The 24,992-nt window shown below is 46.8% G+C and carries 25 protein-coding genes; 16 read left to right on the top strand and 9 right to left on the bottom strand.

Annotated features, from left to right (window positions below; translation table 11 throughout):
* Positions 1-50 precede the first annotated feature (50 nt).
* The 9 genes from ACH59B_RS14500 (at position 51) to ACH59B_RS14460 (ending at position 8,454) form a co-directional block, all read left to right on the top strand.
* Complete coding sequence (locus ACH59B_RS14500) at positions 51-923, top strand: 3-hydroxyacyl-CoA dehydrogenase family protein (RefSeq protein WP_013371631.1); 873 nt, start codon at positions 51-53, stop codon at positions 921-923.
* Entirely contained in the window at positions 920-2,116 is a 1,197-nt protein-coding gene (locus ACH59B_RS14495; RefSeq protein WP_013371630.1) for an acetate/propionate family kinase, read from the top strand. The genes ACH59B_RS14500 and ACH59B_RS14495 overlap by 4 nt, the downstream gene beginning before the upstream one ends.
* 132 nt (positions 2,117-2,248) lie before the next feature.
* Positions 2,249-3,544: an asparagine--tRNA ligase gene (asnS, locus tag ACH59B_RS14490; RefSeq protein WP_016822173.1), complete on the top strand. Its 1,296-nt coding sequence runs from the start codon at positions 2,249-2,251 to the stop codon at positions 3,542-3,544.
* A gap of 3 nt (positions 3,545-3,547) precedes the next feature.
* On the top strand, positions 3,548-4,276 hold the full coding sequence (locus tag ACH59B_RS14485) for a DnaD domain-containing protein (protein WP_016822172.1): 729 nt from the start codon (positions 3,548-3,550) through the stop codon (positions 4,274-4,276).
* A gap of 140 nt (positions 4,277-4,416) precedes the next feature.
* Positions 4,417-5,082: an RNA polymerase sigma factor gene (locus ACH59B_RS14480; RefSeq protein ID WP_016822171.1), complete on the top strand. Its 666-nt coding sequence runs from the start codon at positions 4,417-4,419 to the stop codon at positions 5,080-5,082.
* The gene (locus ACH59B_RS14475) at positions 5,079-5,549 is read left to right on the top strand and encodes a hypothetical protein (RefSeq protein WP_016822170.1); all 471 of its coding nucleotides are present in this window, start codon (positions 5,079-5,081) and stop codon (positions 5,547-5,549) included. The genes ACH59B_RS14480 and ACH59B_RS14475 overlap by 4 nt, the downstream gene beginning before the upstream one ends.
* An 88-nt stretch (positions 5,550-5,637) precedes the next feature.
* Positions 5,638-6,897: a hypothetical protein gene (locus tag ACH59B_RS14470; RefSeq protein ID WP_016822169.1), complete on the top strand. Its 1,260-nt coding sequence runs from the start codon at positions 5,638-5,640 to the stop codon at positions 6,895-6,897.
* A gap of 1 nt (position 6,898) precedes the next feature.
* A complete protein-coding gene (locus ACH59B_RS14465) occupies positions 6,899-7,681 on the top strand; it encodes a hypothetical protein (protein ID WP_016822168.1) in 783 nt (260 codons plus the stop codon).
* Between the two features lie 161 nt (positions 7,682-7,842).
* Positions 7,843-8,454 carry a flavin reductase family protein gene (locus ACH59B_RS14460; protein WP_016822167.1) on the top strand — a complete coding sequence of 204 codons (612 nt, stop codon included), beginning with the start codon at positions 7,843-7,845 and terminating at the stop codon, positions 8,452-8,454.
* A gap of 103 nt (positions 8,455-8,557) precedes the next feature.
* Here the strand turns inward: ACH59B_RS14460 and ACH59B_RS14455 are convergent, their stop codons facing one another.
* The 8 genes from ACH59B_RS14455 to ACH59B_RS14420 form a co-directional block, all read right to left on the bottom strand.
* The gene (locus tag ACH59B_RS14455; protein ID WP_016822166.1) at positions 8,558-8,908 is read right to left on the bottom strand and encodes a DUF4440 domain-containing protein; all 351 of its coding nucleotides are present in this window, start codon (positions 8,906-8,908) and stop codon (positions 8,558-8,560) included.
* A gap of 223 nt (positions 8,909-9,131) precedes the next feature.
* Positions 9,132-9,788, bottom strand: coding sequence for a methylthioribulose 1-phosphate dehydratase (locus tag ACH59B_RS14450; RefSeq protein WP_016822165.1), 657 nt, complete (start codon positions 9,786-9,788; stop codon positions 9,132-9,134).
* Positions 9,788-10,465, bottom strand: coding sequence for a 2-hydroxy-3-keto-5-methylthiopentenyl-1-phosphate phosphatase (locus ACH59B_RS14445; RefSeq protein WP_404301911.1), 678 nt, complete (start codon positions 10,463-10,465; stop codon positions 9,788-9,790). Before ACH59B_RS14445 ends, ACH59B_RS14450 begins: the two co-directional genes overlap by 1 nt.
* On the bottom strand, positions 10,462-11,673 hold the full coding sequence (locus ACH59B_RS14440; RefSeq protein WP_404301909.1) for a 2,3-diketo-5-methylthiopentyl-1-phosphate enolase: 1,212 nt from the start codon (positions 11,671-11,673) through the stop codon (positions 10,462-10,464). Before ACH59B_RS14440 ends, ACH59B_RS14445 begins: the two co-directional genes overlap by 4 nt.
* Complete coding sequence (gene proC / locus ACH59B_RS14435) at positions 11,670-12,536, bottom strand: pyrroline-5-carboxylate reductase (RefSeq protein WP_404301907.1); 867 nt, start codon at positions 12,534-12,536, stop codon at positions 11,670-11,672. Before proC ends, ACH59B_RS14440 begins: the two co-directional genes overlap by 4 nt.
* Before the next feature lie 38 nt (positions 12,537-12,574).
* Complete coding sequence (locus ACH59B_RS14430; protein WP_126666199.1) at positions 12,575-13,867, bottom strand: glutamate-5-semialdehyde dehydrogenase; 1,293 nt, start codon at positions 13,865-13,867, stop codon at positions 12,575-12,577.
* Positions 13,868-13,879: 12 nt separating this feature from the next.
* Entirely contained in the window at positions 13,880-15,085 is a 1,206-nt protein-coding gene (gene proB / locus ACH59B_RS14425) for a glutamate 5-kinase (RefSeq protein WP_016822160.1), read from the bottom strand.
* A gap of 241 nt (positions 15,086-15,326) precedes the next feature.
* The gene (locus ACH59B_RS14420) at positions 15,327-16,508 is read right to left on the bottom strand and encodes a pyridoxal phosphate-dependent aminotransferase (RefSeq protein WP_404301904.1); all 1,182 of its coding nucleotides are present in this window, start codon (positions 16,506-16,508) and stop codon (positions 15,327-15,329) included.
* A gap of 176 nt (positions 16,509-16,684) precedes the next feature.
* On the opposite strand from ACH59B_RS14420, the gene ACH59B_RS14415 reads away from it, so the two are divergent.
* The 5 genes from ACH59B_RS14415 (at position 16,685) to ACH59B_RS14395 (ending at position 20,552) form a co-directional block, all read left to right on the top strand.
* Positions 16,685-17,503: a carbon-nitrogen family hydrolase gene (locus tag ACH59B_RS14415; RefSeq protein ID WP_404301902.1), complete on the top strand. Its 819-nt coding sequence runs from the start codon at positions 16,685-16,687 to the stop codon at positions 17,501-17,503.
* Positions 17,504-17,524: 21 nt separating this feature from the next.
* Complete coding sequence (locus ACH59B_RS14410) at positions 17,525-18,805, top strand: helix-turn-helix transcriptional regulator (RefSeq protein WP_016822156.1); 1,281 nt, start codon at positions 17,525-17,527, stop codon at positions 18,803-18,805.
* Between the two features lie 235 nt (positions 18,806-19,040).
* Positions 19,041-19,460: a hypothetical protein gene (locus tag ACH59B_RS14405; protein ID WP_016822155.1), complete on the top strand. Its 420-nt coding sequence runs from the start codon at positions 19,041-19,043 to the stop codon at positions 19,458-19,460.
* Positions 19,461-19,533: 73 nt separating this feature from the next.
* Complete coding sequence (locus tag ACH59B_RS14400) at positions 19,534-20,334, top strand: DUF3592 domain-containing protein (protein WP_404301899.1); 801 nt, start codon at positions 19,534-19,536, stop codon at positions 20,332-20,334.
* A 77-nt stretch (positions 20,335-20,411) separates the two neighbouring features.
* On the top strand, positions 20,412-20,552 hold the full coding sequence (locus ACH59B_RS14395; protein WP_016822153.1) for a hypothetical protein: 141 nt from the start codon (positions 20,412-20,414) through the stop codon (positions 20,550-20,552).
* 336 nt (positions 20,553-20,888) lie between these two features.
* On the opposite strand, the gene ACH59B_RS14390 is transcribed toward ACH59B_RS14395, so the two are convergent.
* Positions 20,889-21,806, bottom strand: a complete 918-nt coding sequence (locus ACH59B_RS14390) for a LysR family transcriptional regulator (protein ID WP_016822152.1) — start codon at positions 21,804-21,806, stop codon at positions 20,889-20,891.
* Between the two features lie 240 nt (positions 21,807-22,046).
* On the opposite strand from ACH59B_RS14390, the gene ACH59B_RS14385 reads away from it, so the two are divergent.
* Both ACH59B_RS14385 and hydE read left to right on the top strand, forming a co-directional pair.
* Positions 22,047-23,663, top strand: a complete 1,617-nt coding sequence (locus tag ACH59B_RS14385) for an alkaline phosphatase (RefSeq protein WP_404301896.1) — start codon at positions 22,047-22,049, stop codon at positions 23,661-23,663.
* Positions 23,664-23,917: 254 nt separating this feature from the next.
* A complete protein-coding gene (hydE, locus tag ACH59B_RS14380) occupies positions 23,918-24,970 on the top strand; it encodes a [FeFe] hydrogenase H-cluster radical SAM maturase HydE (protein WP_404303971.1) in 1,053 nt (350 codons plus the stop codon).
* Positions 24,971-24,992 lie beyond the last annotated feature (22 nt).

The raw sequence follows: 24,992 nt of genomic DNA, 5'->3' as shown, positions 1-24,992 counted from the left end.
AGAAGGATACAATATATGAGAGTGACCAGGAAAGGGTGGAGTTAAGAACCATGCAATTTAAAAAAATCGGCGTCATTGGCGGCGGCACCATGGGACAAGGTATTTCTGAAATGCTTGCGTCCAAAGGAATCGATGTGCTGCTAGTAGAGCAGACACCAGAAAAACTAGACTACGCTTATAATATGATTGAAACAAGTCTAGATAAGCAACTGGAAAAGTGGGCAATTACCCAAGCAGAGAAAAAACTGATTTTATCTCGTATTGAAAAAGTATCCCATCTGGCGGAGCTCGCTAGCTGTGATATGGTCATTGAAACCATTACAGAGAATCTGGATGAGAAGAAAGTTGTTTTCCAAGAGCTGGATCATGTATGTCCAAGCAACATCATCCTTGCAAGTAATACATCCACGCTGAGCCTGACCGAGCTTGCCAGCTCGACCAAGTATCCAGAGCGTGTTATTGGTATGCACTTTATTTATCCAGTATCCCGTATTGATCTTGTAGAAATTATTCGTGGTTTGAAAACTTCAGACGATACCTTTGAAAACACGAAAATGTTCGTGGAAGAAATCGTGGAGAAAAAAGGAGTCATGATTTATGAATCTCCTGGCTTTGTAACTAGCCGGATTATCTGTCTGCTGATTAACGAAGCAGCTCATGTACTTCAAGAGGGCGTAGCTTCTGCCGAAGATATCGACGATGCTATGCGTATCGGCTACAACTTCCAAAACGGTCCTTTGGAAATGGCTGACCGCTTTGGTCTGGATTCCGTTTTGGCGGCTCTGGAGCGGATGTTCCGTGAATTTGGCGAACTGAAATACCGTCCGTCCATCGTCCTGAAGAAAATGGTACGTGCAGGTAATCTGGGCGTGAAATCGGGCGAAGGCTTCTTTAAGTATGACAAGGATGGTGACCGGATATGAAAATCCTCGTAATCAACGCAGGGAGTTCTTCCCTGAAATACCAATTGTATGATATGACGGACGAGTCCGTTTTGGCAAAAGGATTGGTAGAGCGCATCGGTATGGACTCTTCGATTCTGACGCATAAACCAACCAATAAGGAAGAATACACTGAAGTTAGCGAAATTTTGGAGCATACTACTGCCATCCGTAAAGTACTGAATGCACTCACAGATGCAGAGCATGGTGTTATCTCCAGCATTAGCGAAATTCAGGCTGTGGGCCATCGTGTGGTTCATGGAGGCGAAATTTTCAAGCAGTCAGCGCTCGTAACTCCTGAAGCGAAGAGTGAAATCCGTCGCTTGTTCGACCTGGCTCCACTGCATAACCCAGCATCCATGATGGGGATTAAAGCGGCTGAATTGAATATGCCAGAAGTACCGCAAGTTGTGGTATTTGATACTTCATTCCATCAAACCATGCCAGAAAAAGCTTATATGTACGCCATACCGAGAGTGTTGTACAATAAGTATAAGGTTCGTCGTTACGGTGCACACGGCACTTCCCATGACTTTGTAAGTAAGGAAGCTGCCAAATTTGTCGGCCGTCCTTTGGAAGACTTGAAGATCATCACTTGCCATATCGGTAATGGTGGTAGTGTAACAGCAGTTCAAGGCGGTTTGTCTGTAGATACTTCCATGGGTATGACTCCACTGGAAGGACTTATGATGGGTACTCGTAGTGGTGATTTGGACCCAGCAATCGTGCCTTATGTCATGAACAAAGAAGAATTGACTGTCAATGAAGTCAATTCCATGCTGAACAAGCATAGTGGACTTCTAGCTATTTCTGGTATCAGCAGTGATATGCGTGAAATCACTGAAGGTATGGAAAAAGGCGAAGCTAATTCTACATTGGCATTTGAAATGTATGAATACCGTCTACGTAAGTATATTGGTTCGTATGCTGCCGCAATGAACGGAGTAGACGTAATTGTATTTACAGCAGGCGTAGGCGAGAACTCCATCGTTCTGCGTAAGAGAGTGTTGGAACAACTGACATTCCTCGGTATCGAGCTGGATGAATCATTGAACGCTATTCGTTCTGGCGAGATTCGCCGGATTACAACTGCAAATTCAAAGGTAGAAGTACTGATCATTCCAACAAACGAAGAACTGGTAATTGCCCGTGACACGTTCCGTCTGGTTCAGTAGTTCGGTCCGTAAGTGTAAACTTTATACATGTGGAACTATGGTTTAAGTACCACATGCACCAAACAGCGAGAGCAAACAGCCTAACCCAAGGGGGAGGGCTGTTTGATTTTCGGTTCAAGGAGAGAGACGGTCATGACAAATAAAAGTACGATTGCCCAAGTGGGTCGCCATGTAGGGGAAACGGTTACAATTGGCGCTTGGGTAAACAATAAGCGGTCTAGCGGTAAAATTCAGTTCCTGCAACTACGTGATGGTAGCGGGTATATTCAAGGGGTTATCGTAAAAAGCGAAGTGTCTGAGGATATTTGGAATGATGCCAAATCCTTGACTCAAGAAAGCTCCCTTTATGTAACTGGAATCGTGCGAGAGGAACCGCGCAGTCAATCGGGCTACGAATTGACGGTTACAGGTATTGAAATCATTCATTTGACCGAAAACTACCCGATTACCCCAAAAGAGCACGGTGTAGATTTCCTGATGGATCATCGCCATTTGTGGCTACGTTCCGCCAAGCAACGTGCGGTTCTGATCATACGGGCGGAAATTATCCGTGCTGTACAGGAATTTTTCAACGGCAACGGTTTTACGAAGGTAGACCCGCCTATTTTGACTCCTTCTTCTGCGGAAGGTACAACTGAGTTGTTCCACATCAAATATTTTGACGAGGATGCTTATTTGACACAAAGCGGACAGCTGTACATGGAAGCTGCGGCAATGGCGCTGGGTAAAGTATATTCCTTTGGTCCAACCTTCCGTGCGGAAAAGTCCAAAACACGTCGTCACCTGATTGAGTTCTGGATGATCGAGCCTGAAATGGCTTTTGTGGATCACGAAGAATCCTTGCGCGTTCAGGAGCAGTTTGTAAGCCATATCGTGCAGTCTGTTCTGAAAAATTGTGCGAAGGAGCTTGAAGCCATCGGACGCGATGTTTCGAAGCTGGAGCAAATTCAAGGCGAGTTCCCGCGGATTACGTACGATGAGGCGATTGCCTTCCTTCAAGGTGAAGGATTCGACATCCCGTGGGGAGAAGACTTCGGTGCTCCTCATGAAACAGCTATTGCCGAAAGATATAACAAGCCTGTGTTCATTACGCATTGGCCGACTCACATTAAAGCATTCTATATGAAACCTGACCCATCCCGCCCAGAGGTTGTTCTGTGTGCTGATATGATCGCTCCTGAAGGTTATGGCGAAATTATCGGGGGTTCCCAACGGATTGATGATCCAGCATTGATGGAAGAACGTTTTAACGAGCATAACCTGGCACGTGAAGCCTACCAATGGTATATGGATCTGCGCACCTATGGTACCGTTCCGCATTCTGGCTTTGGATTGGGACTGGAGCGTACAGTAGCATGGATTTGTGGACTCGATCATGTACGTGAAACGATTCCGTTCCCACGTATGCTGTATCGTTTGTATCCATAATCAATGACAGGATCATTTGATAAGACATCAGCGGCAGATTGGGCGGAGGGAGTAGCCTATGCTATGGAAACCGGAATGGTTCAAATTCCCTACGCTTTGCTCAAGCATTATCGGACGCTTCGGCTGACGGATGGTGAAATGCTGCTACTGATGCAGTTACTTGCATTTAAACAAGCGGAACGTAATGAATTTCCGACATGGGAGCAATTGCAGGCTCGAATTGGGTGCACTGCAAACGAAATCGCGCTTTATTTCAGTAAGCTCATGAAAGAAGGGTTTTTGCGAATAGATTCCGTGGAAGACCGCAGTTCATCCGTCCAATTTGAACGTTATAACTTAGCGGGTCTGTATCGCAAGCTGGCTGAATGTATGATCGCCGAGCGTTCGGAGCAGCACGATGAAGATGACATTTTGTTTGCCGGGAAGCCGGATTTACTGAATGGAGTATCGGAATCTCCACTTACAGAAGAACGAAATTTATTCACAATTTTTGAGAAAGAATTCGGCCGACCATTATCACCGATGGAATATGAGACGATCAGCAGTTGGGTAGATCAGGATCGGTATCCGGAGGAGCTTATTTTGCTGGCCCTGAAGGAAGCGGTGTTTGCTGGGAAGGTACATTTCCGGTATATAGATCGTATTCTGCTAGAGTGGAGCCGAAACCGGGTTCGTAATGCACAGGATGCGAAAGAATATGCCCAGCGATTCCGTGGTGGCGGTCGCAATTAAAGTAGCAAACTGAGCCTTTTAGGTAGTAAATTGATGCGCTATGGCTGTCACATTGAAATGGCGATACATGGACAACGCGGAGTATCGCCTGTGCAACATGTAATGTAGGGCAGAAATTTAAAGTGAGCAAGTAGACTTTAATGATAGAGGACACACCCTTCCGATTTGGAGGGTGTGTCCTTTTTAAATTTTTTTTAGAAATATGCAGGGGAAGAAAAATTCCTGGCGTCTATAGTATTGGGAAGGGGGAGAGCGTCATTGATATAGAGAGAATCATTGAACGAATCCGGTCCGGTGATCGGCAGGCGTTCCGTGAGATCGTAGAGCTGTACAGCAAGCATGTATTTCATGTGGCCTATTCGGTACTGCATGACAGCAAGGAAGCAGAGGATGCCGCGCAGGAGGCGTTCGTTCAGGTGTACAAGTCTCTCCCCCAGTACCGGAACGAAGGGTTTAAAACGTGGCTGAGCCGAATTGCGCTTCATAAAGCGCTGGATATCAAGCGCAAACAAGACAGGCGGCCCGCAGAGCTCATAGACGTGGCACAATCCCTTGTGCAGCTCCCTTCCCCGGATGAAGATGTACTGGCCCGTCTCATCCGTGAAGAGCAAACGGTAGAACTATCACAAAAAATCGCCCAGTTGCCCCAGCAGCATCGAGATATTATTCAAGCTTACTATATGCAGGGCAAAACCTACGATCAAATAGCAGAAGAGACGCAGGTAGCTTTAAAAACGGTAGAGTCCAGACTCTATCGGGCACGACTATGGATTCGGAATCACTGGAAGGAGGAGGAATGGCAATGACTGACCAACAGGATAGACCGTGGATGGAAGGGCAAACGAATGACTGGCATGCATACATTACAGGAACTTGTTCGATAGAGGAATCTACCCGACTGGAAAAGCTCTTGTTGGAAGATGAACAAGCGCTGATGCTATATCTTGTCGCACTGGAGCAATTAGAGCCGACATTGGAAGAACACTCTGCCTGGATGGATACGGAGCGCTTCACAGATCAGGTAATGGCCGTTCTTCCTAATATAGAAGCTGAACCGAGTCAAATTATATTCAAAAAACGTCGTTGGTTTGAAAAACCTGTGTTCCACTATGTTATTGCCGCAAGTCTGACGTTGATCTTGCTATCCAGTGGAGCCTTTGACAAAATGATGCCGCAAACAGGCAATAAGCCGGTTCCTTCAAAAGAACGCGTCTCTTACAGTGAAGAAGTCATGCAAGCTACGACAACCTGGCTCGATAAATTAAAGCCCTAAATAAGTTAAGGGTAAGATGAACAAGTTTAAAATCAACCTTCAGTTGGGAATTTTACCAAGATTCCATAAATAGAAAGGAAGTGTAGCGATGCCTTATACGGAACGAAGCAAGCTATTGGCATTTCTATTGAACATCATTCCGGGTGTAGGACACTATTACTGGACCAGAAAAGCCAATGCGTTTGTCTATACGATTTTGTTTTTCGGATGTCTGGCAGGAGGAATATTTTTGTCAGTGATAGCAAGTGACGGAACGCCTTTTTTTGCTAGTATATTTGTTGCTGCCCTTTTATGGGGACTTAGCATGCTGCATATCGTGATTAGCTTGTTACGTTATGATCCTCGTGCTGTCGCTGCTCCATATCCTCCTCATGCAGGTTCTAATCCATATGGCTTCTACTCTCCAAATGGGTCTTATGGACAGACTGGGTTATCAGGAGAGATACCGGAGGGGGCAACAGACACAGGCACCAATACCACGGGGGGAGGTATGGGATCTGGTCCCGGGTATTATCAACAAGGATACTATGGTATGGCAGGATCACCTGCTTTTCAAAAAGGATCGGATAATGAACGATTTTTTACGATTTTGCTGTCATTCATTCCGGGTTTGGGGCACCTTCATTTGGGGCTGATGCAGCGTGGCTTGTCTTTTCTGTTATCCTTCTTTGGCTTTGGCGCGATCCTCATCTTTATTACTAGCATAACGAACGAATCCGGATTTTTGGCGTTTGCAGGCGTGTTGCCGATTATTTGGCTGTATTGCATGTTTGATGCGGTGCAGCATGTACATCGTAAACAAGCTGGAGACATTCTTCAGGACCGGACTTTGTTTGAGGAACTGGAGCATGGAAGAGTTGAGGGACGTCGTAGTAAAATGCTGGCTACCATTTTATCGGTATTTCCCGGTGCCGGACATATGTATATTGGGTTGCAAAAACGTGGACTACAGCTCATGCTACTGTTTTTAGGATTTATCTATATACTGGACGTGCTGCATCTTTCACTCTTTTTGTTTCTAATCCCGGTGGTCTGGTTTTACAGTTTTTTTGATGCATTGCAGCAGGTAAGCCGTTATGGGCAGGAGCAGCTGATCGACAAGCCTGTGATCGGTATGTTTGCTCAATATCATCGCTGGGTAGGCTTGGGACTGCTTCTGCTAGGTGCATACTACATCCTGATTAACGTACTTGTTCCGACACTGGACCGTCTGTTCCCGGATGGACAAATTTACAATTTAGTTGATATGTATTTAAGAACCATTATTGTCTCCCTTCTATTAATTGGCGGCGGTGTTTGGATGATGATCGGTAATTCCAAATTGAAGCGAGCAAAGGAGAAACGATAGAATGGATACTGAATTTTCAAAGAGTGAGGCTTCCTTTAAGGGAGCCCATCACTCTCAGAGCGACGTGACTGGGGCAATAGGTTTATTGGGTACTTCATCCCATAAGAATGGCACCTCCAAGAGCTCAAACGCTCCAACAGGTGTGTGGAAAGTTGGAAGGCTGTCCATGGGGCTTTTTCTGGTACTGCTGGGCGGCGTAACGTTTGCGTCTAAGTTTTGGGGAGCGGGCATACTGGATCAAGCGTTGACGTGGTGGCCTGTCGTGTTTGTTTTGCTGGGACTGGAGATTTTAATGTATACCGCTTGGAAAGGGACACGTGAGCGCATTCGCTATGATCTGTTCAGTATGTTTATTACGGCGATATTGGTTTTTTGTTGTATCGGATTTGCCTTAGTCAGCTCATTGGGCATCACTCCGCAAGTCAGAGAAATGATGAGTTCGGTTCAGGAAACAAGGACTCTCCCAGACTGGCATGAAAAACTCCCTGCCGGAGTGACCAAGGTGATTGTACAGGGAGAAGATCCCTATGCGGTCAAAATTGACGCAACCACCTCACCGGAGGTGCATGTGTTCGGGAATTATATATATACAGGCAATGAGGATGATTTCAAAGGAACGGAGCTGTATCAGACAAAGCAAATTGGAGACACACTATATGTACTTCTCAGCCAGGTTCCCACACGTTTTATGCAGACACATCATCAGCTGGACGTTACCATTGCTGTGCCTGAGGGAATAGCGGTTACTGTGCGTGACAGTCAGGGGAATGTGATTGAAAAATAGAGAGGGCTTCTAGCTTCAGCTTTACATTTTGTATCATTCACGCGATACTTGTTAGGGAAGCCTGAGTTGCACCATGTGACTGGTTATAAATTGTAGTTGCTTACCAGGCGTAACTTGATGATATGCATTCGAAGCGAATGTAGTCGGAAAAGAGGGGAAAAATGATTTCTTTAAATCCTGACACACTTACAGAGCGTGAAAATTATAAGCTGTTGACCGGGAGTATTATCCCAAGGCCAGTAGCGTTTGTAACGACTTTGAGTAGCGAAGGGGTGCTGAATGGTGCTCCGTTCAGTTATTTTTCCATCGTTGCCGCCGAGCCGCCACTGCTGTCTGTATCCGTACAGCGTGTCGATGGAGTTTCTAAAGATACAGCGCGTAATGCGATGGAGCACAATGCTTTTGTCGTACATATTACAGACGAAGACAATGTGGGGGCAGTGAATGTGACGGCTTCTCGTCTGTCGCCGGAGGAGAGTGAGGTTACACTGGCAGGTCTCACCCCAATAAAGAGTACAAAAATTGCAGTTCCCGGTGTGACTGAAGCGAAAATACGTATGGAATGTATTTTGGAGAAGGTGATACCGCTGGGAGGCAAGGAGGACACACCTGCCTGTGACCTATTAATTGGGCGCGTAGTGCAGTATCATTTATCAGAGGAAGCGTACCAAAATACATATGTGATTGCCAAGGAGTTGCGTCCGGTGAGTCGGTTGGCTGGAAACAACTATGCAAAGCTAGGAGAGCAATTCCCGCTGGAACGTCCCCAATAGGGGACGTTGTTTTTTTTACAACATTGAATAAAAGAATTATCAGGCAACGAAATGTTCAGAGAGGATTGTAGGATTTAGAAGAACAATTGTTTAAAAAGAGTCTCTACTTGGTTGGAGTACCCTGATGAAAAAACATTTGCCATTGCCCTTCATTTAATTTCCAAATTGAACTTCTTAATGATTTAATTCCGGTATCATTTGACTCAGTACAGTATGTTGCATGCACAATTTCTGAAGATAACAACCTTATGTTAAAGTCAGTAAGTATAAATGGTATATTGTTCAATGGAGACCTACTCTTTAAAAAGGTTAATTGCATTGACTTGTCGTACTTTCTACCCGACGAACCATACTCAATATAGTCATAAGCTAATAGTTTTTCAAAATCCTCTCTTCGAGCATGCATTAACTGCTTTTCTAAACTTAATATTATATCTTTTAATTCTTTACTCAACTTATCACCCCAGTTGCCTTTTAATTTGCAGTGATACCTTCATGGGATTAAAAAAGTCCATTTGAGAAAAACAGGTTAGTTTTTAGGTAGCCAGTAGAATAGGTTGCTTTTTTTAAAATAAAAAAGAGAACGTTCCGTGCTTTCGCTAGGTACCGTTCTCAATATTCATTCAATGACCACTTTTACCATTCAATGATACGCATCTTTAATATTTATAATTTATTCATTTTGAAGTTTTCAGTAGCAAGGAGCGATAGGTCGTTTCAAACAGAAATTCAAACGCCTCCAGATGCTTTTTAGCTTCAAACACATCACGACCCCATGCATAAATGCCATGATTACGCAATAAAATGCCTGGAACCTGATCATTCAGCACGTCTGGTACCAGCTTGGCAATTGAGGCGATGTCAGCATAATTTGGCAGTACGGGAATCTGAATGGCGGCATTTTCCTCCCAAATGTTAAAAGCCTTAATGAGCTCGATGCCTTGCACAGGTACAAAGCCCTGCTCACCGTAATATTCGGAAATCAGGTTGTTAAACACGGTATGCACATGAAAAACTGCTCCACAGCCTGTCAGGCGGTAAATTTCGCAATGGATGAGCGTCTCTGCACTTGGCTTGAGGTTTGTGGCTTCTGCTGCTTTCCCGTATTGGTCTACGAACAGAAAATCCTCAGGAGTGCGTTTGGTCTTATCCTTGCCGCTAGCGGTGACTGCAAAATAAAATTGTTCTGGGTGAAAATTACCGATTCGGATCGACAGATTACCGCTTGTACCTGGGAACCAGTTGCGAGAGGCGAATAGCTCCTTGACATCAGCGAGTTCTTCCAGTGAACGGCGTTTTTCCTCAAACGAAATGTCTGCCAAGTTAAAACTCATTACAGTACCCCCTGCTCCTGTTTTTGCTTTAAGTCCTCGATAATATCGTCAAATGTCTCAAAGGGTACATGCGGTACGCCAAGCTCTTGACACTTTAATGTCAGATGTGAGCGGGCGTACACAAGGTCGGCAATTTTGGCTCCTTCAAAATCTGTCAGGCTGTCGCCAATCAAAATCCGTTCGTATTGCTCGGGAGGGTATTGACGAATGACGGTCGTTTTGCACATGCCACAGTCATTCTTACACGGTTCCTCACACCGATGCGGCCACGTGATCTGGATGTGATCCCCGGAAAAATCCGCTCCGTTGCAAAAAATGTGATCCTGCGGGATGCCGAACGGTTCTAGCAATGGATCAATAAAAAAATCAATGCCGCCGCTAGTAACGAAAAATTCAATCTGCTGCTCTCGTACAAAGTCCAAAAAGCGTGCAAAGCCCTGACGTATACCCGCTTGTCCAAGTACATATGAGATAACGTCTTCCTTAAGCTTCGAAGGCATCAAGGCGAACATCGCACCTACGCCTTCACGAATGGACATATGCCCGTTCACGATTTGATGCATGATGGGCTCATAGCCCACAGGCTTAAAATGCTTCATAATAGCGACAATATTATCACTGTTCGTAATGGTCCCGTCAAAATCACAAAAAATGACAGGCTTCTTGGCTGTGCTCATCGTTCGCCTCCCCACGTGTCGAGCGCAGATTGCAACTCAGGATGAGTGCGGGCGTATTGGGCCAGCGGGACATTCTGCTGCACCGCCTCAATCGCCTGCACAAAAGCGCGCCCACCAGCTTCCGTACCCAGTGGATGTCCGTGAATACCGCCCCCGGCGTTAACCACCACATCAGTACCAAAGTCGCGTACAATGAGTGGCACCAGACCGGGGTGTATCCCTGCGGAAGGGACAGGCATGCTGGTCTTCAGCGGTAGAGCAGGGGTGATCAGCTCGTCGCGAATCGCCATGTTTTCCTTACGCGGCATTGTCACTGAGCCATAGGGGGAAGGGAAGAGAACGAGATCAGCACCAGCTAGCCGCATAAGCTGACCAAGCAGGACGGACGCCGATATACCATAATGAGGTGATGGGTATGCAGCACCTGCTAATGAAGGATGGGCTGCAATCGGTACCGAAACCGCGGGATCGCTGCTAAGCTCATGCAGCACATCATAACCATAGGCCAGCACGTTAAATAGTAATGCGTTCGCACCTGCGCCGATAGCCTTGAGGGCTTGCGTCTTGAGCTGCGAGGTTGGACCGGTTAAATTAGCGGCATACAGCAGCTTTTTACCAGTTTCACGTTCAGCCGCTTCGGCAGCTCGGATACAGGCTTCGACACGTTTTTCAATCGGCGTCAGCGCATTTTCAAACAAGATCTCATCGTCCTTAATCAGATCAACGCCGCCGAGAGCCTGACGGGTAAACTGTTCACGCAGTTCGTCCAAATTGAGCCCAATTACGGATTTGAAAATGCTCATGAGCAGAGGCCGATCATACACGCCAAGCTGCTCACGCAAGCCGCTGATACCGAATTTCGGACCTGAAAAAGCAGAGAGGAATGCTTCCGAGAAACCCAGCTTCGTCAGCTTAATTCGGCCGTCCATCGAAATTTTGCCGAAGACCGTAACTAACAATGCGGGAATATCACGGCTGAAATTGACATCCGGGTAAGCGATCGTTAAGTCGGCGTACCGCTCACCGGGACCTCCATCGTGAATATCCACAGATTGAACAGAGCCGAGATGCTTCTGCATCGCATCCCGCTTGGCTTGCGGGAGCTCAGTCCAGCTGCCCACCGTCATGCCGATGGCAATAGATTGGGCCTTTTGCTTAAAATCAGCTTTGTCATCGTATATTCGGTAGGTCGCCAGGCAATAGCTCACTCAATTCCCTCCTTAAGTACAGCTCCCATCTCGCGGGATCGTTCAGCGCAGCGCTGCACCGCCGAAATCACCGTTTCGTAGAAGTCACCTTTGTCCAGTGTTTCCAATGCAGCTACCGTGGAGCCATTAGGAGACATGATTTTATGACGAAGGGCAGAAGGCTCCTCTCCGGTTTGCTGGACCATGCGTGCTGCGCCAAGCGCAGTTTGCACTGTTAGTTCATGCGCTTGTTCAGGAGTCAAGCCACCGCGGATTCCCCCGGCAATCATGGCCTCCATTAAGTAGTAGACATAGGCAGGGCCGCTTCCGGAAATGCCGGTCAGTACATCCATTTTCTCTTCCTCTATAACCGTTACTGTACCTACGGATTCGAACATCGTAAGCACGTTTTTACGTTGAGTTTCGCTGATCTCCTTGGAAAAACTGATGCCTGTGGCTCCCAGTCCAATCGAACTGGATGTGTTGGGCATCGTCCGTGCGATTGGCTGTTTGCGACCAAGCAACGTTTGCATGGTACGAATAGACAACCCGGCGATGACCGAAATGATCAGCTGTTCATCTGACAGAAGGGGACCGAGCTGTCCAAGTGCCCCGGCAGCATCTTTAGGCTTCATGGCAAGCACGATCACTGGAGAATGACGCAGCAGTTCCGTTTTGGCTGCATCCTCAGTTTGGAACAATACTCCGTATTGCTGTTGGAGTTCTTCAAGACGAGCCTGATTACTGCGGTTGATGACGGTAATACCGCCACGTTTAACGACAGAACGATTCGTCATCCCACGAATAATAGCCTCAGCCATTGAACCTGCACCGAAAAACGTAATTTGCTCGTTAATTAACACCTTTGTTTGTGATTCACACATGGATTCATACCTCCAAAGATACGGATTGATTTATGATATTATTCCCTGATTTGTCCAGTACCGTACACGCGGTATTTGGTTGAAGTCAAGGCAGGCAATCCCATAGGGCCGCGGGCATGTAATTTTTGTGTGCTGATTCCGATCTCGGCACCAAATCCAAACTCGAAGCCATCCGTGAAGCGGGTGGATGCATTGTGGTACACGGCTGCCGCGTCCACTTCTTGCAGAAAACGCTCAGCATGAGCTTTATTCTCAGTAACAATACACTCTGAATGCATCGTGCCATACCGTGCAATATGCTCCAGCACTTCGTCCAAATTGTTTACGACTTTTACATTCAAAATGTAATCATTGTACTCGGTGCCATAATCCTCTTCCGTGGCAGAGACAGCCCAAGGAGCTAGTTCTCGTGTCCGTGCACATCCGCGCAGCTCAACCCCAGCATCACGAAAACGTTCAGCCAATCCTGTTAAATGTGCTTGAGCATAATCCGAGTGTACGAGCAGTGTTTCCATCGAGTTGCACACGGACGGTCTTTGTACCTTCGCATTGAGTGTAATCGCTTCGGCCATTTCTACATTCGCTGTAGCGTCCAAGAACGTATGGCATACGCCAGCCCCGGTTTCGATGACAGGCACGGTAGCATTCTGAACAACATTTTGAATGAGTGAACGCCCGCCGCGTGGAATAATCACATCCAGCAAGCCGTTCAAGGTGAGCATTTCGTTGACGGAGGCACGGTCTGAATCTTCAATGAGTTGAAGCGCCTCGCGTGGCACGGCTGTTACGTCTAGCGCCTGCTGGAGCACTTCAATAATCTTGCGGTTGGAGGAAAGGGCAGCCGAACCACCACGCAACACAACCGGATTGCCTGTTTTCAAGCACAGACCCGCAGCATCCACGGTCACATTTGGACGCGCTTCATATATGATGCCGATGACACCCAGCGGTACACGTATTTTCTCAATCCGCAGACCGTTCGGACGTTCAATTTGCTCAAGTGTGTCGCCGACCGGATCAGGTAGTGCCGCAATTTGCCGCAATCCTTCAGCAATAGCTCCAATTCGTTCCTCGGTCAGCTTGAGGCGGTCGAGCAGCGATTCCGACGTTCCCAACTCCCGACCACGTTTTAAGTCCATATGATTCGCTGCAATCAGCTCTTCTGCATGGTTTACTAGAGCTTCAGCCATAGCAAGCAATGCTTCGTTTTTTTGTGCTGTAGTCAGTCGGTTCATAACCCCGGCACTTTTTTTCGCGAGACTTGCTTTGGTTCGTACTTCGCTGAACTGGTTATCCTCTGTTATCGCTGTGTTTGTCGTTAAATCACTCATATTATGGCCTCCCTACATACATAATGTAATCCATTCATCCCTGTGGATCACCTCAAGCCGATGGATGGGACCAATTTTGCCCACAACCTCACCGCTAGGTAAACCTTGTACCATTTTAAGCTGTTCATCATCATAATTGACGATGCCGCGTCCTAATACCTTATTTTCCGGTCCCAGTACCTCAACGACATCTCCAGCATGAAAGCTGCCTTCGACACGTCGTACGCCAACCGGAAGCAGACTATGTCCTCCGTGTACTAACGCTTCTTCGGCCCCTTGGTCTACATGCACCGAGCCCAGAGGGGTGGACATAAAGCCAAGCCATTGTTTTTTCATCGGCAGTGAGGAGAGGTGAGTATCAAAATAAGTGCCCGGTCCGTGTCCTTCGACGGCTGCGTCCAGATCACCATTTTCGCTTACCCGTCCCACATATACAGGCACACCGCCGCGTGTAGCCACTTTGGCAGCCTCGATTTTGGATCGCATGCCGCCAGTTCCTACTGCTGATCCAGAACCTCCGGCTAATGCATAAATCTCCTCTGTAATTTCCTCGATACGTTCAAAACGTACAGCGTTTGGATGTTTGCGCGGGTCAGCCGTATATACGCCATCGGTATCCGTAATGATAATCAAATGCTGGGCTTTGACCAGATTGGCAACTAGTGCAGACAGCATATCATTATCGCCGAATTTCAATTCGTCAATCGATACGGTGTCATTTTCGTTAAAAATCGGGATAACCTGCTGGCGCAGCAGTTCTTCTACAGTCATTCCGGCATTGTTCATCCGTTTGCGGCTCAGAAAGTCACTACGGGTCAGCAGAACCTGCGCGATTACGAGGTCAAAATTTTTAAAAGCCTGCTCATAGGCTTGCATGAGAAGAGCTTGGCCGACGGCAGCTGCTGCTTGCTTTTCATGCAGCAGTTTGGGCCGAAAGGGATACCCAATCTCCCGAAATCCGGCAGCTACAGCACCTGATGTAACCAGCAGCACTTCATGGCCTTTTGCACGAAGCAAGCTGATTTCCCTAGCAAAATAAGCGATGGCTTCCCGATTCAGGCCACCTTCCACTCCAGTCAGGGAGCTACTACCGATTTTAATGACGATACGTGTTGACAAGACGTCCACTTCCTTAATTTTACTCTTTTTAATGCAAAAAAACTTCCATCCTTTGTATGCAAAGGACGAAAGTTTGTGCTTCCGCGGTACCACCTTCATTGATGATTCATGATCATCCCACTTAAAACCTGTTAACGGCAGGGACCGCCTGATTGCGCAGGGCGCTCGGGGATAGGAGTTGGGAGAGAGTCCAGGTAAATTCTTGCAGCCTATCGGAATTTACTCTCTGAACAGGACCGAGCCTCTCTTAATAGTCCCTTCAACGCGCTAAATGATATTGGATACAGAATACCACGAAAAGACTAGGTTTGGCAAAGAAGTTGTAGCTGGAAAATACGGCTTAACCAAACAGGTTTAGCTTGCCAATTCGATCAGCCGCCTCGGCCAGTCGAGCTTCTGAGCTCAGAAGCCCTGCTCGCACATATCCTTCGCCGCCGCTACCGAACCCAATCCCTGGAGCGACAGCTACCTTGACTTCACGCAGTAGCAGATCAGCAAAAGAAGCCGAAGTATAGCCCTGCGGCACAGGCAACCAGCTGAAGAAGGAGCCGCTTGGACGCGTCCCCTTCCAGCCTATTTGACCAAGGGCATCATAAAAAGCGTTGCGGCGTGATTCATAGCGAGCAACCAGCTCGGTTACGCATTCCTGTGAGGACGTCAGAGCTGTCGCCGCTGCTGCCTGAATACCTCCAAACAGGCTTACATAAATATGGTCCTGTAGCAAATTAATCAGCGAGATGATCTTGGCATTACCGAGCGCGAAACCAACACGCCAGCCGGCCATGTTGTATGTTTTGGACAAGGTATAGAACTCAATCCCCACATCCTTAGCCCCCTCGGCCTGTAGGAAGCTTACAGGCCGCTTGCCATCGAATCCAATAGCGCCATAGGCAAAATCACTGGCAACCACAATACCGTTACGTAGCGCAAATTCAACCGTATCCTCGTAAAAGGAGAGTGGGGCAGTTGCCGCAGTGGGATTATTCGGATAATTAAGGAACATTAATTTGGCGCGGCGGCGATCTTCTTCGGCAATGGCTTCATAATCAGGCAGAAAACGGTTCTCTTCCTTTAAGGGGAGAAATGACATTTCCGCTTTAGCCAAGGCTACGCCAGACCAGTAATCCGGGTAGCCGGGATCAGGGACGAGACACACATCGCCGGGATTGAGCAAAACTTGCGGTAGCTGAACCAAGCCTGTTTTTCCGCCAAACAGGATGGCGACCTCGCTTTCCGGGTCAAGCGTTACACCGTAATCCTCCTGATAGCGCTGGACGATGGCTTCTTTGAGAAAGCTGTAGCCGCGGAAAGGAGAATATTTATGATACAGCGGGTTATCCGCTGATTCCTGTAAAGCTTTTACAATATGAGATGGAGTAGGAGTATCCGGGTTTCCCTGTCCGAGATTAATGACATCATGCCCTGCTGCAATTTCACGGTTTACATTTTGTACAAGTGTGGCAAAAAATTGAGTGGGTAACTGTTTCATGACGTCAGCCGAGGGAATAGAAAAATGAGTCATCAATGTACACGACCTTTTGGAATAGTTTAAGAAACAATCTATCACGATTTTACCGAGTTGTATAGGGGGAATTGAGCTTGTATGGTTGCGTAATCCAGACTAATCGGGCTATGATGGGAGAAAATACCGGACAATGGGACACGGGAAGTTCCGGCTCATAGAGAGGATGAAGAACTTTGACGTATCAGGAAGCTCAGCCATTCGGTGTGGCACTTATACAAGCTCATATAGAGATAGGAAATCCTCCCGAAAACCACAATCATATCCGTTCTTTAATGGAACAAGCGGTAAAGGTCGAACATAAGCCAGATCTGATTGTTCTACCGGAAATGTGGAATACAGGTTATGCCTTGGATCGCATTCATGAGCTGGCGGACGAAGAAGGCACGGAGACTCGGGCATGGATAGCGGCATTTGCCGCCACTTATCAAGTGAATGTAGTAGCAGGGTCGATCGCAGAGAAAAAAAGCGACGGTCATGTATACAATACGATGCTCGTTTTTGACCGTACAGGCAAAGAGGTGGCGTCGTATTCTAAAATTCATCTGTTCCGACTTATGGATGAAGAGAAATATTTACAGCCTGGCGAGGAGAAAGTTGTATTCGCACTGGATGGCGGAATACAGGCTGGGGCGTCAATTTGTTACGATATCCGTTTTCCTGAGCTGGCTCGCAGTCTGGCCCTGTCTGGCGCAAATTTGCTGATCGTACCTGCAGAATGGCCTCATCCCCGGCTTCACCACTGGCGTACCCTGCTGACCGCACGGGCTATTGAAAATCAGATGTATGTCATTGCTTGTAACCGGGTAGGTCGTAGTGGAGATACCGATTTCTTCGGGCATTCGCTCATCATTGATCCATGGGGAGAAATGATTGCCGAGGGCGGAGAGCAGGAGGAGATTCTCACAGGCTCAATTGAGTCTGCCTTGGTTCAGGACGTGCGTGGGCGTATTCCAGTGTTTGAAGATCGACGTCCCCAGCTGTATGGCCGATAGTCAGTATAGAAAGGATAATCCATGCTTAAGGAACGCATTGAATTTTTGTGTAAAAAGAAAAACCTATCCCGTAAAGAGTTAGTAGACGGATTAGTTACACCTGCACATTTTGCGAATATATTGGCTGACCGTTACCCGCTCGCTGAGGATTTAGCTGAGCAAATTGCTGAACGTCTAGGCGTACAATCTTCCTACCTATTACGCGCATCGGCAGAGGATGAGGAGACGTTGGCTACAGCGGATACGATTTTCACAGAGCTGTCCAAGCTGGCTAATCCCGCTACGGAAAGCTATGTGGATCAGTTGGAGGATCGCAACGATTCGCTCGTGGTGGAAATGACGACTTATTTGATGAAGGCTGTTTATTTCCAGCAGCTAAATGACCCAACAGCTTATGAATATTTGCATCAAACCTATTTGAATTTTTATTTGGAGAGGTTTGGTCGCTCGGATGAGGTGGAGTTGCCCGCACCACTAAAAAAAGCAATTTTATTTTATAAAATTCAATATTTCCGCTCTAAAAATCATTATTATGATGTACTAAATAACGTTACGCAGCTCATCCGCCTGGTGGATGAGGGAACCGAAAACTGGCTGAATGCGCAAAACATTATGATGGAGGCCTGCATTCAGGTCAAGCAATTTGATCAGGCCAAACAGGTGTTTGAGCAAACAATGCGCAGGGTATATGATGATCGGCTCTTTCACCGTCTGACGGGCCTGTACGTGACTTATAGCGGATATTGCTTTGCTATGGGTTCTGTACAGGAAGCACTGTTAACGTTGTCTATGGCGGAGGCGAATTTGGTCTATTTGGAAAATGCGGCAGATATGCTTACGACGATCCTGAACAATCGGATTATTATGTTGACGTCGATTGGCGAGCTGGATAAGGCCTTGGAGGAAGTAGTGCGTTTTGAAGCATTGGTGAGTCGGGAGAGAGAGGAAATGCAACAAATGATGCTGCCCGTTACGCTGATATACCGTTGTGAGATTGCATTTGCCCGAAAAAACTGGGGACTGCTCTCACAGCATCTGGATCAGCTACGTAAAACTAATCTGACAACGGATCAGCAAATGGGGCTTGATTTTTATGAAAGCCAGCTTGCGCTTGCCCAGGGAAAACAGGATGCTTTTTGGACGCATGCTCTGCAATGTTTGCCTTATTTTGAAACTCTCCAGCATCCAGCGCGGCTTGAGCAACTATATGAAACGCTGGCTGTAGTATCGGAGGACAGTCGTCGCTATAAAGAATCATCAGCGTATTATCGTAAACTGGTCTATCTTTTGCGTAAAAAATAGGCTGAATGCACTCGTTTTTCACAAAACATTCAGATGATCGTGCAAAAGAATGCTCTGAAGTGCGCAAAATTTTGTGCAAACCGCCCCAAAGCTCAAAACTAAACCGACAAAAAACAGTTTAAAGCTGCTGTTTTTTCGGTTTTTTTGTATGCGTCAAAACGTATTGTGGTGTTGGATACCGTCTTCTATACTGAATTCATAAGGTACAACAATACAAAATATGAGGTGCAACCACATGATGAACTTTTTCGGTAAGAAGAAAAAACAGCAGGATGCGATAGAACATGCAGATCAACTGATGAATAAGGGCTTGTCCGGATTATTTATGAAAGGTCTGGTCCCCAAAGAGCATCGGGAACAGATCAACCAGAGCTTAAACTCGGCAAGACAAGCTCAAACGGCGGCTAACGGAGGCTTGGCGATGGCAGCAACTGCGGTTGTGATTTCGGTAACAGATACCGGGAAGCTCGTGAATTTTGATCCGATTGTGGTGCTTGTACTAGATGTGACGGAAGTTAGCGGCAATCGCTACCAAAAAACGCTGGAAACGCTCGTATCTAAGCTGCAAATTCCGCGACCTGGAGATGTGGTGGGTCTGGGTAGCAATCCGGCAAATCCATCAGAGCTGATTTATATGGGGCTGGTGACAGCGTAAATGATTGGCGGGCGTTTCACCATTCTTGCGAGCACATTTTTTTAATAAATGATTGAAAAAGGGGTTTTGGAGAATGAAAGGATTTTTGAGTTTGATCGGGGTACTTCTGGTGTTTGGGGTAGGATTTTCGCCTTTTCTGGCTGAATATTTATGGGATGATCCATTTTTAATTATGGACGCCCCGTGGTATCGGCCGTTAATTTATACAGGCTTTGCGCTTATATTTCTACCGGGTATTTTAGGTTTGTTTTTTGGTGGCGGTAAAGTCAAGAAGGGTGTTCCGGGGGTTGGAATCATTACAAGTGTTCAACAAACAGGGACTTATGTAAACAATCAGCCACAGGTAAAGCTCGGGTTGACCGTAACCAAACAGGGTGAAGACAAATATGATACTGCTTTGACGACGATTATTCCTTTGACCTCCATGGCTCAATTTCAGCCAGGCTCGATTATTCCGTTGATCGTATCTGAAAAAGACAAAATGAAGGTAGGTCTTGACCTGAAAGGTCAGGTGTCGCAAATGGATTTGCAAGCGTTAATGAATGAGCAGATGGTCAAGCAGGGCGTATCGCCTGAGCTGATGGAAATTGCCAAAACCGGTGAACAGGCCTATGCAAAGATAATGGATGTCACACCCATGGGTGAAGCGGGGCCCAATAAAATCAAGCTTCAGTTTACACTGACAATAACGAAAAGCAACGGCGAGACATTTAATGTAACCACGCAGAAGGAAGTTTTTTCTTCCCAACTATCCAAACTGCAGCAGGGAAGTATTATAGAGGTGATATATTCGCCTCAAGATCCTTCGAAACTGGTTATTAAAACACAAGTGAGTGAATCCGACGTGCAGCAAGCATTTGGTTCATCCCGATAAAAAAATTGTTGAATCTGTTTCAGATACAGCCCATAGGTGTATTATAATAGTATCCCGACACCAGGAGGTTGATAACGATGGATAACCAAAGTAGATCCGAACTGGCGAATAGGGATGGCCTGTCACGGCCGAGAGGCTTAAATAGACAGGTTGTCGGAAACAACTTTGAAATGGGCTATGATCAGGATAAAAGTCCACCCCATGTAGGGAGACCCTGATCACAACAAGGCGAGGACAGGCACTTTGGGATCACACAGCACATTGGAACTGAGGTAGGACATTCTTGGATACCAAGACTAGAGACCTTAAGGAAAGAAGTGATGCGGGATGGATAAAGTGGAGTTTCCGAGCAAGTGTAGAGTAATCAGGCGAGGCTGACATGGATTTCAAATGAACATGAAATGTGGTTCGTTGAAGACAGAGGGAAGCACTCGCAACAGTGTAATCGAACCCGTGATCTAAATGCCGTATTGAAAGTATAGGGGCGAAGCCCCAGGACCGTCTTCCTCTCTGGCTTGGGCTGGGGAGGAAGACGGTCCTTTTCACGTTCGATGCTACTTTTGAGAAAGTTGCTTGACCGTTTCTCGGAAGGTATCAATAAAAGCTTCGGCAGCTTTAGACAAATAACGTCCGTTCCGGTAAGCAATCGCCAGGGTACGGCTGGGGGTAGGTTCGGCTAGTGGCAGCAATGCTGGAACAAACTCGCTGCTGGCGGCGCGGGCGATAAAACGGGGAACGAGCGTCACTCCCATACCTGTCGCTACGAGCGATTGGAGTGTCTCCATATTGGTGCTTTCAAACACCACATTAGGTTCAAAGCCTGCCTGATGACACAGATCCATCGTCAGCTTGCGGAAGCCTTGCCCTTTTTTCAGGACGACAAAAGGCTCGTCTTTAAGTTCTTCCATGTGCACTGGCTGCGGCTGATTACCGTTTTTACGCAGGGCTAGGAGATGACCTGGAGGAACAGCGAGATCAATCCACTCTTCACCGATGGGTACATAAGAAAGTGTAGGTTCTACTAGGGGAAGAGAGAGCAGGCTGAGATCGGTATCGCCACTTGCCGTTTTTTTCTCCAAATTCATGGATGAATCTTCGACTAACACGATTTCAATGTCTGGATGAGCCCTTTTGAATACAGGCAGCACATGTGGCAGCAAATGGGAGCCCGTGATAGGCATACTGCCAACGACGACCTTCCCTTTTCTCAACTGAGAGATATCGTCCATTTCCTGCCGGAGCTGTTCCACCGCGTCGACTATTTTTTTTGCCTTTTCCACAAAGCTTGCTCCGGCATGTGTTAATTCCACCGTGCTGGTGTTGCGTTGAAATAACAGTACCCCAAGCTCTTTTTCCAGTTTGGACAATTGCTGGCTCAACGAAGGCTGAGCAATGTGCAGTTTTTCTGCTGCGCGTGAGAAGTTTTTTTCCGCTGCAATTTGCAGGGTGTACTGAAGCTGTCTGAATTCCATCGAATTTTATGCTCCTTATCTTATAAGCTTTTCCTATTACATCATAGACTGATTATACAATAATAAAATTAAATGCCCAATCCTAACGGATCTCATGTGTCACAAGTTTTATATAAGATGAAGCGTTTTTTCACAAATAGAGTCTTTTAATATAGATAATTAATTCCCTTAACATTCTCCTGATAAAACATAATTAATCTTAGTTCTGGTTGTACAAAAAAAGGTCTGGGAGGAAAATGAATGCTAAAATGTTGGGGGATACATACGAAAAAATCGGTAGCTGCACTCCTAGCGACGATGATGCTAACCGTAAGCGGCGGGACAGCGATGGCAGTCGAGAAGGACACGACAATTAAAAATGTAATTATTCTGATTCCAGACGGCATGGCTAATGACGCTACTGCATTGGCTAGATGGTACAAAGGATCATCCTTAACGTTAGACAGCATGGCAAGCGGGATGGTGCGTACACATTCTGCGGATGCACCGATTGCCGATTCTGCTCCGGCGGGTACAGCTTTTGCCACAGGACATAAATCACATACTGGGTATGTAGGCGTTCTTCCAGATGAAGCAACGATGCCCGGACAGCAACCGATTGCAGCAGGTGACGCCAAAAAGCCTGTAGCTTCCATTCTGGAGGCTTCCAAGCTAGCAGGGAAATCAACCGGAATTATTGCTACTTCGGAGATTATGCATGCGACACCAGCTGATTTTACCGCACATTATCCTGACCGCAAAAATTATGATGCACTCAGCATGCAACAAGCCTACAACGGAGTTGACGTTGTGTTAGGTGGAGGCGGCAAGTTTTTGGAGCCAGCAGGGCGTAAGGACGGCCAAGATTTAATTGCTCAAATTAAAGACCAGGGCTATGATTTTGTCACAACACCTGAAGGACTGAAAAATTCGACCTCCAGCAAGCTCTGGGGCAGCTTTTCTCCCGAAGCCCTTGCATATGACCTGGATCGCGATGCATCGAAGGAACCTAGTCTGGCAGAAATGACAACGAAAGCCATTGATGTGTTATCCAAAAATGATAAAGGCTTTTTCTTAATGGTAGAAGGCAGTAAAGTGGATTGGGCTGCACATGCTAATGATCCAACGGGAATTATTAGTGATGTGCTTTCATTTGACGAAGCAGTGAAAGTAGCTCTCGATTACGCCAAGCAAAACCAAAATACTGTCGTCGTAGCAGTGACAGACCACGGAAACGGTGGATTGACGATTGGTAGCAGTGATACAACTAGCAATTATGACAAAACGCCTTTAGCTTCTTTTATAGACCCATTGAAAAAAGCAAAGCTGACGGGTGAAGGCTTGGAAGCCAAGCTGAATGCAGATCGCAGCAATATTAAAGAGGTGCTTTCCACGTATTTTGGCATCACCGATTTGTCAGACGAAGAAGTAAAAACAATTAAAGATGCCAAAGAAGGCAGCATGAACTATGCCGTCGGACCAATTATTAGCAAACGCGCCAATATTGGCTGGACCACAGGTGGACACACAGGAGGCGATGTCGTGTTGTACACGTATACGCCGAACGGAGACCGTCCATCCGGTGTCATCGACAATACAGATGTAAATAAGTATATGACACGTGTACTTGGACTGGATTTGGATACAGTCAGCAAGCAACTGTTTGTTCCTGCAAAAGCCGCTTTTGAAGCTAAAGGAGCCAAGTTTACTGCGGACACGAAAGTCATTACGGTGACCAAAGGCAGTAACAAGCTGGAGCTTCCAGTATACAAAAATATTGCTACACTGAATGGTAAAAATTCTACGCTCAACGGTGTAGTCGTATTTAACGGCGTTGATTATTTTGTACCCCAGCAGGCGATTGATTTGATTCAGTGATAAATAGACCTATCGAGAGAAGCTGTTTCTTCCATAACGGAGGAACAGCTTTTTTTGTGTGTAGAGATGAATATGTAGTTTTTAAGGTGAGAATGAAATTGGTTTTCAGAAAATGGGATTTTTTGTGAAACTAGTCACGTTATATTCTCTCTGATGTTGCTAGAATAATACATGTACGATATAAGCCACTGATGATGTAAAGTCCGGATGGACGAGGGAAGAAGGGATGAGTCACGGACGAATTATTACTGCGTCTGGCTGATGGCAAGGAATGGACGCATACGGAAATGACGGAGCTGCTGACACGTCTGGATAGTGAGCCGACGCTACGAGCACAACTGCGCCAACTGGCAGCTCGCACCAAATTGGAGCGTTATGGCAAAGGTGTTTTTTTACGAGGATTAATTGAATTCTCAAGTATATGTCGTCAGGATTGCATGTACTGTGGGCTGCGTGCTTCGAATAAACAGGCAGACCGTTACCGTTTGCAGCCGGAAGAAATTCTGGCCTGCTGCGCGGAGGGGTATGAACTGGGTTATCGGACCTTTGTTTTGCAAAGTGGGGAAGATTACTGGTTTACGGCTGCCCGGCTGACGAAACTAATTCGGGAAATTAAAAGCCGTTTTGCAGATGTGGCGGTTACATTGTCCATCGGTGAACGGGATGACGAAACTTATGAGCAACTATACGAGGCGGGCGCGGACCGTTTTTTGCTCCGGCATGAGACAGCTTCACCCAATTTGTACGCCAAGCTGCATCCGACGATGACGATCGAAAGCAGGCGTAGCCGGCTGCTGGCTTTGCAACGGATCGGCTTTCAGATCGGGGCTGGATGTATGGTGGGATTGCCGGGACAAACGAATAGTGAATTAGCAGACGATTTGGTCTATCTGCATAGCCTGTCGCCAGATATGATCGGGATTGGCCCCTTTTTACCACATAGCAATACGCCGCTTCGTGAGGCCAGCCAAGGGAGCATGGAAAAGGCACTTGATATCATTTCATTATCCCGGTTGGTCGTTCCAGATGCGCTTATTCCGGCATCCACGGCCATGGGAACGATTCATCCCCAGGGAAGGGAGAAGGCGCTTCAGGCGGGAGCGAATGTGGTGATGCCTAATTTGTCGCCACTGGCGGTGAGGCCTAAGTATGCGATTTATGAGAATAAAATATGTTTGGGCGATGAGTCTGCCCAATGTAGACATTGCTTGGAGCTGCGAATCCGTGGAGCGGGATTTGAAGTTGATATGGGGCGCGGCGATAGTTTGAGAGTGCAACGACAGCTTATGAGACAGGGGACCGTGTGAGAACGTGACGGAAACATTGCAG

It is taken from the genome of Paenibacillus sp. DP01, assembly GCF_044784315.1.
Lineage (GTDB): Bacteria > Bacillota > Bacilli > Paenibacillales > Paenibacillaceae > Paenibacillus > Paenibacillus polymyxa.
The sequence above is the reverse complement of the archived record's forward strand: the minus strand, read 5'-3'. Positions and strand labels throughout refer to the sequence as shown.

Excerpts from the sequence above, each read along its gene's own strand:
- ACH59B_RS14500 (WP_013371631.1), top strand. The coding sequence starts at position 51 with ATGCAATTTAAAAAAATCGGCGTCATTGGCGGCGGCACCATGGGACAA.
- ACH59B_RS14495 (WP_013371630.1), top strand. The coding sequence starts at position 920 with ATGAAAATCCTCGTAATCAACGCAGGGAGTTCTTCCCTGAAATACCAA.
- asnS (WP_016822173.1), top strand. The coding sequence starts at position 2,249 with ATGACAAATAAAAGTACGATTGCCCAAGTGGGTCGCCATGTAGGGGAA.
- ACH59B_RS14485 (WP_016822172.1), top strand. The coding sequence starts at position 3,548 with ATGACAGGATCATTTGATAAGACATCAGCGGCAGATTGGGCGGAGGGA.
- ACH59B_RS14480 (WP_016822171.1), top strand. The coding sequence starts at position 4,417 with ATGATAGAGGACACACCCTTCCGATTTGGAGGGTGTGTCCTTTTTAAA.
- ACH59B_RS14475 (WP_016822170.1), top strand. The coding sequence starts at position 5,079 with ATGACTGACCAACAGGATAGACCGTGGATGGAAGGGCAAACGAATGAC.
- ACH59B_RS14470 (WP_016822169.1), top strand. The coding sequence starts at position 5,638 with ATGCCTTATACGGAACGAAGCAAGCTATTGGCATTTCTATTGAACATC.
- ACH59B_RS14465 (WP_016822168.1), top strand. The coding sequence starts at position 6,899 with ATGGATACTGAATTTTCAAAGAGTGAGGCTTCCTTTAAGGGAGCCCAT.
- ACH59B_RS14460 (WP_016822167.1), top strand. The coding sequence starts at position 7,843 with ATGATTTCTTTAAATCCTGACACACTTACAGAGCGTGAAAATTATAAG.
- ACH59B_RS14450 (WP_016822165.1), bottom strand. The coding sequence starts at position 9,788 with ATGAGTTTTAACTTGGCAGACATTTCGTTTGAGGAAAAACGCCGTTCA.
- ACH59B_RS14445 (WP_404301911.1), bottom strand. The coding sequence starts at position 10,465 with ATGAGCACAGCCAAGAAGCCTGTCATTTTTTGTGATTTTGACGGGACC.
- proC (WP_404301907.1), bottom strand. The coding sequence starts at position 12,536 with ATGTGTGAATCACAAACAAAGGTGTTAATTAACGAGCAAATTACGTTT.
- ACH59B_RS14430 (WP_126666199.1), bottom strand. The coding sequence starts at position 13,867 with ATGAGTGATTTAACGACAAACACAGCGATAACAGAGGATAACCAGTTC.
- proB (WP_016822160.1), bottom strand. The coding sequence starts at position 15,085 with ATGAAGGTGGTACCGCGGAAGCACAAACTTTCGTCCTTTGCATACAAA.
- ACH59B_RS14420 (WP_404301904.1), bottom strand. The coding sequence starts at position 16,508 with ATGACTCATTTTTCTATTCCCTCGGCTGACGTCATGAAACAGTTACCC.
- ACH59B_RS14410 (WP_016822156.1), top strand. The coding sequence starts at position 17,525 with ATGCTTAAGGAACGCATTGAATTTTTGTGTAAAAAGAAAAACCTATCC.
- ACH59B_RS14405 (WP_016822155.1), top strand. The coding sequence starts at position 19,041 with ATGATGAACTTTTTCGGTAAGAAGAAAAAACAGCAGGATGCGATAGAA.
- ACH59B_RS14400 (WP_404301899.1), top strand. The coding sequence starts at position 19,534 with ATGAAAGGATTTTTGAGTTTGATCGGGGTACTTCTGGTGTTTGGGGTA.
- ACH59B_RS14395 (WP_016822153.1), top strand. The coding sequence starts at position 20,412 with ATGGATAACCAAAGTAGATCCGAACTGGCGAATAGGGATGGCCTGTCA.
- ACH59B_RS14390 (WP_016822152.1), bottom strand. The coding sequence starts at position 21,806 with ATGGAATTCAGACAGCTTCAGTACACCCTGCAAATTGCAGCGGAAAAA.
- ACH59B_RS14385 (WP_404301896.1), top strand. The coding sequence starts at position 22,047 with ATGCTAAAATGTTGGGGGATACATACGAAAAAATCGGTAGCTGCACTC.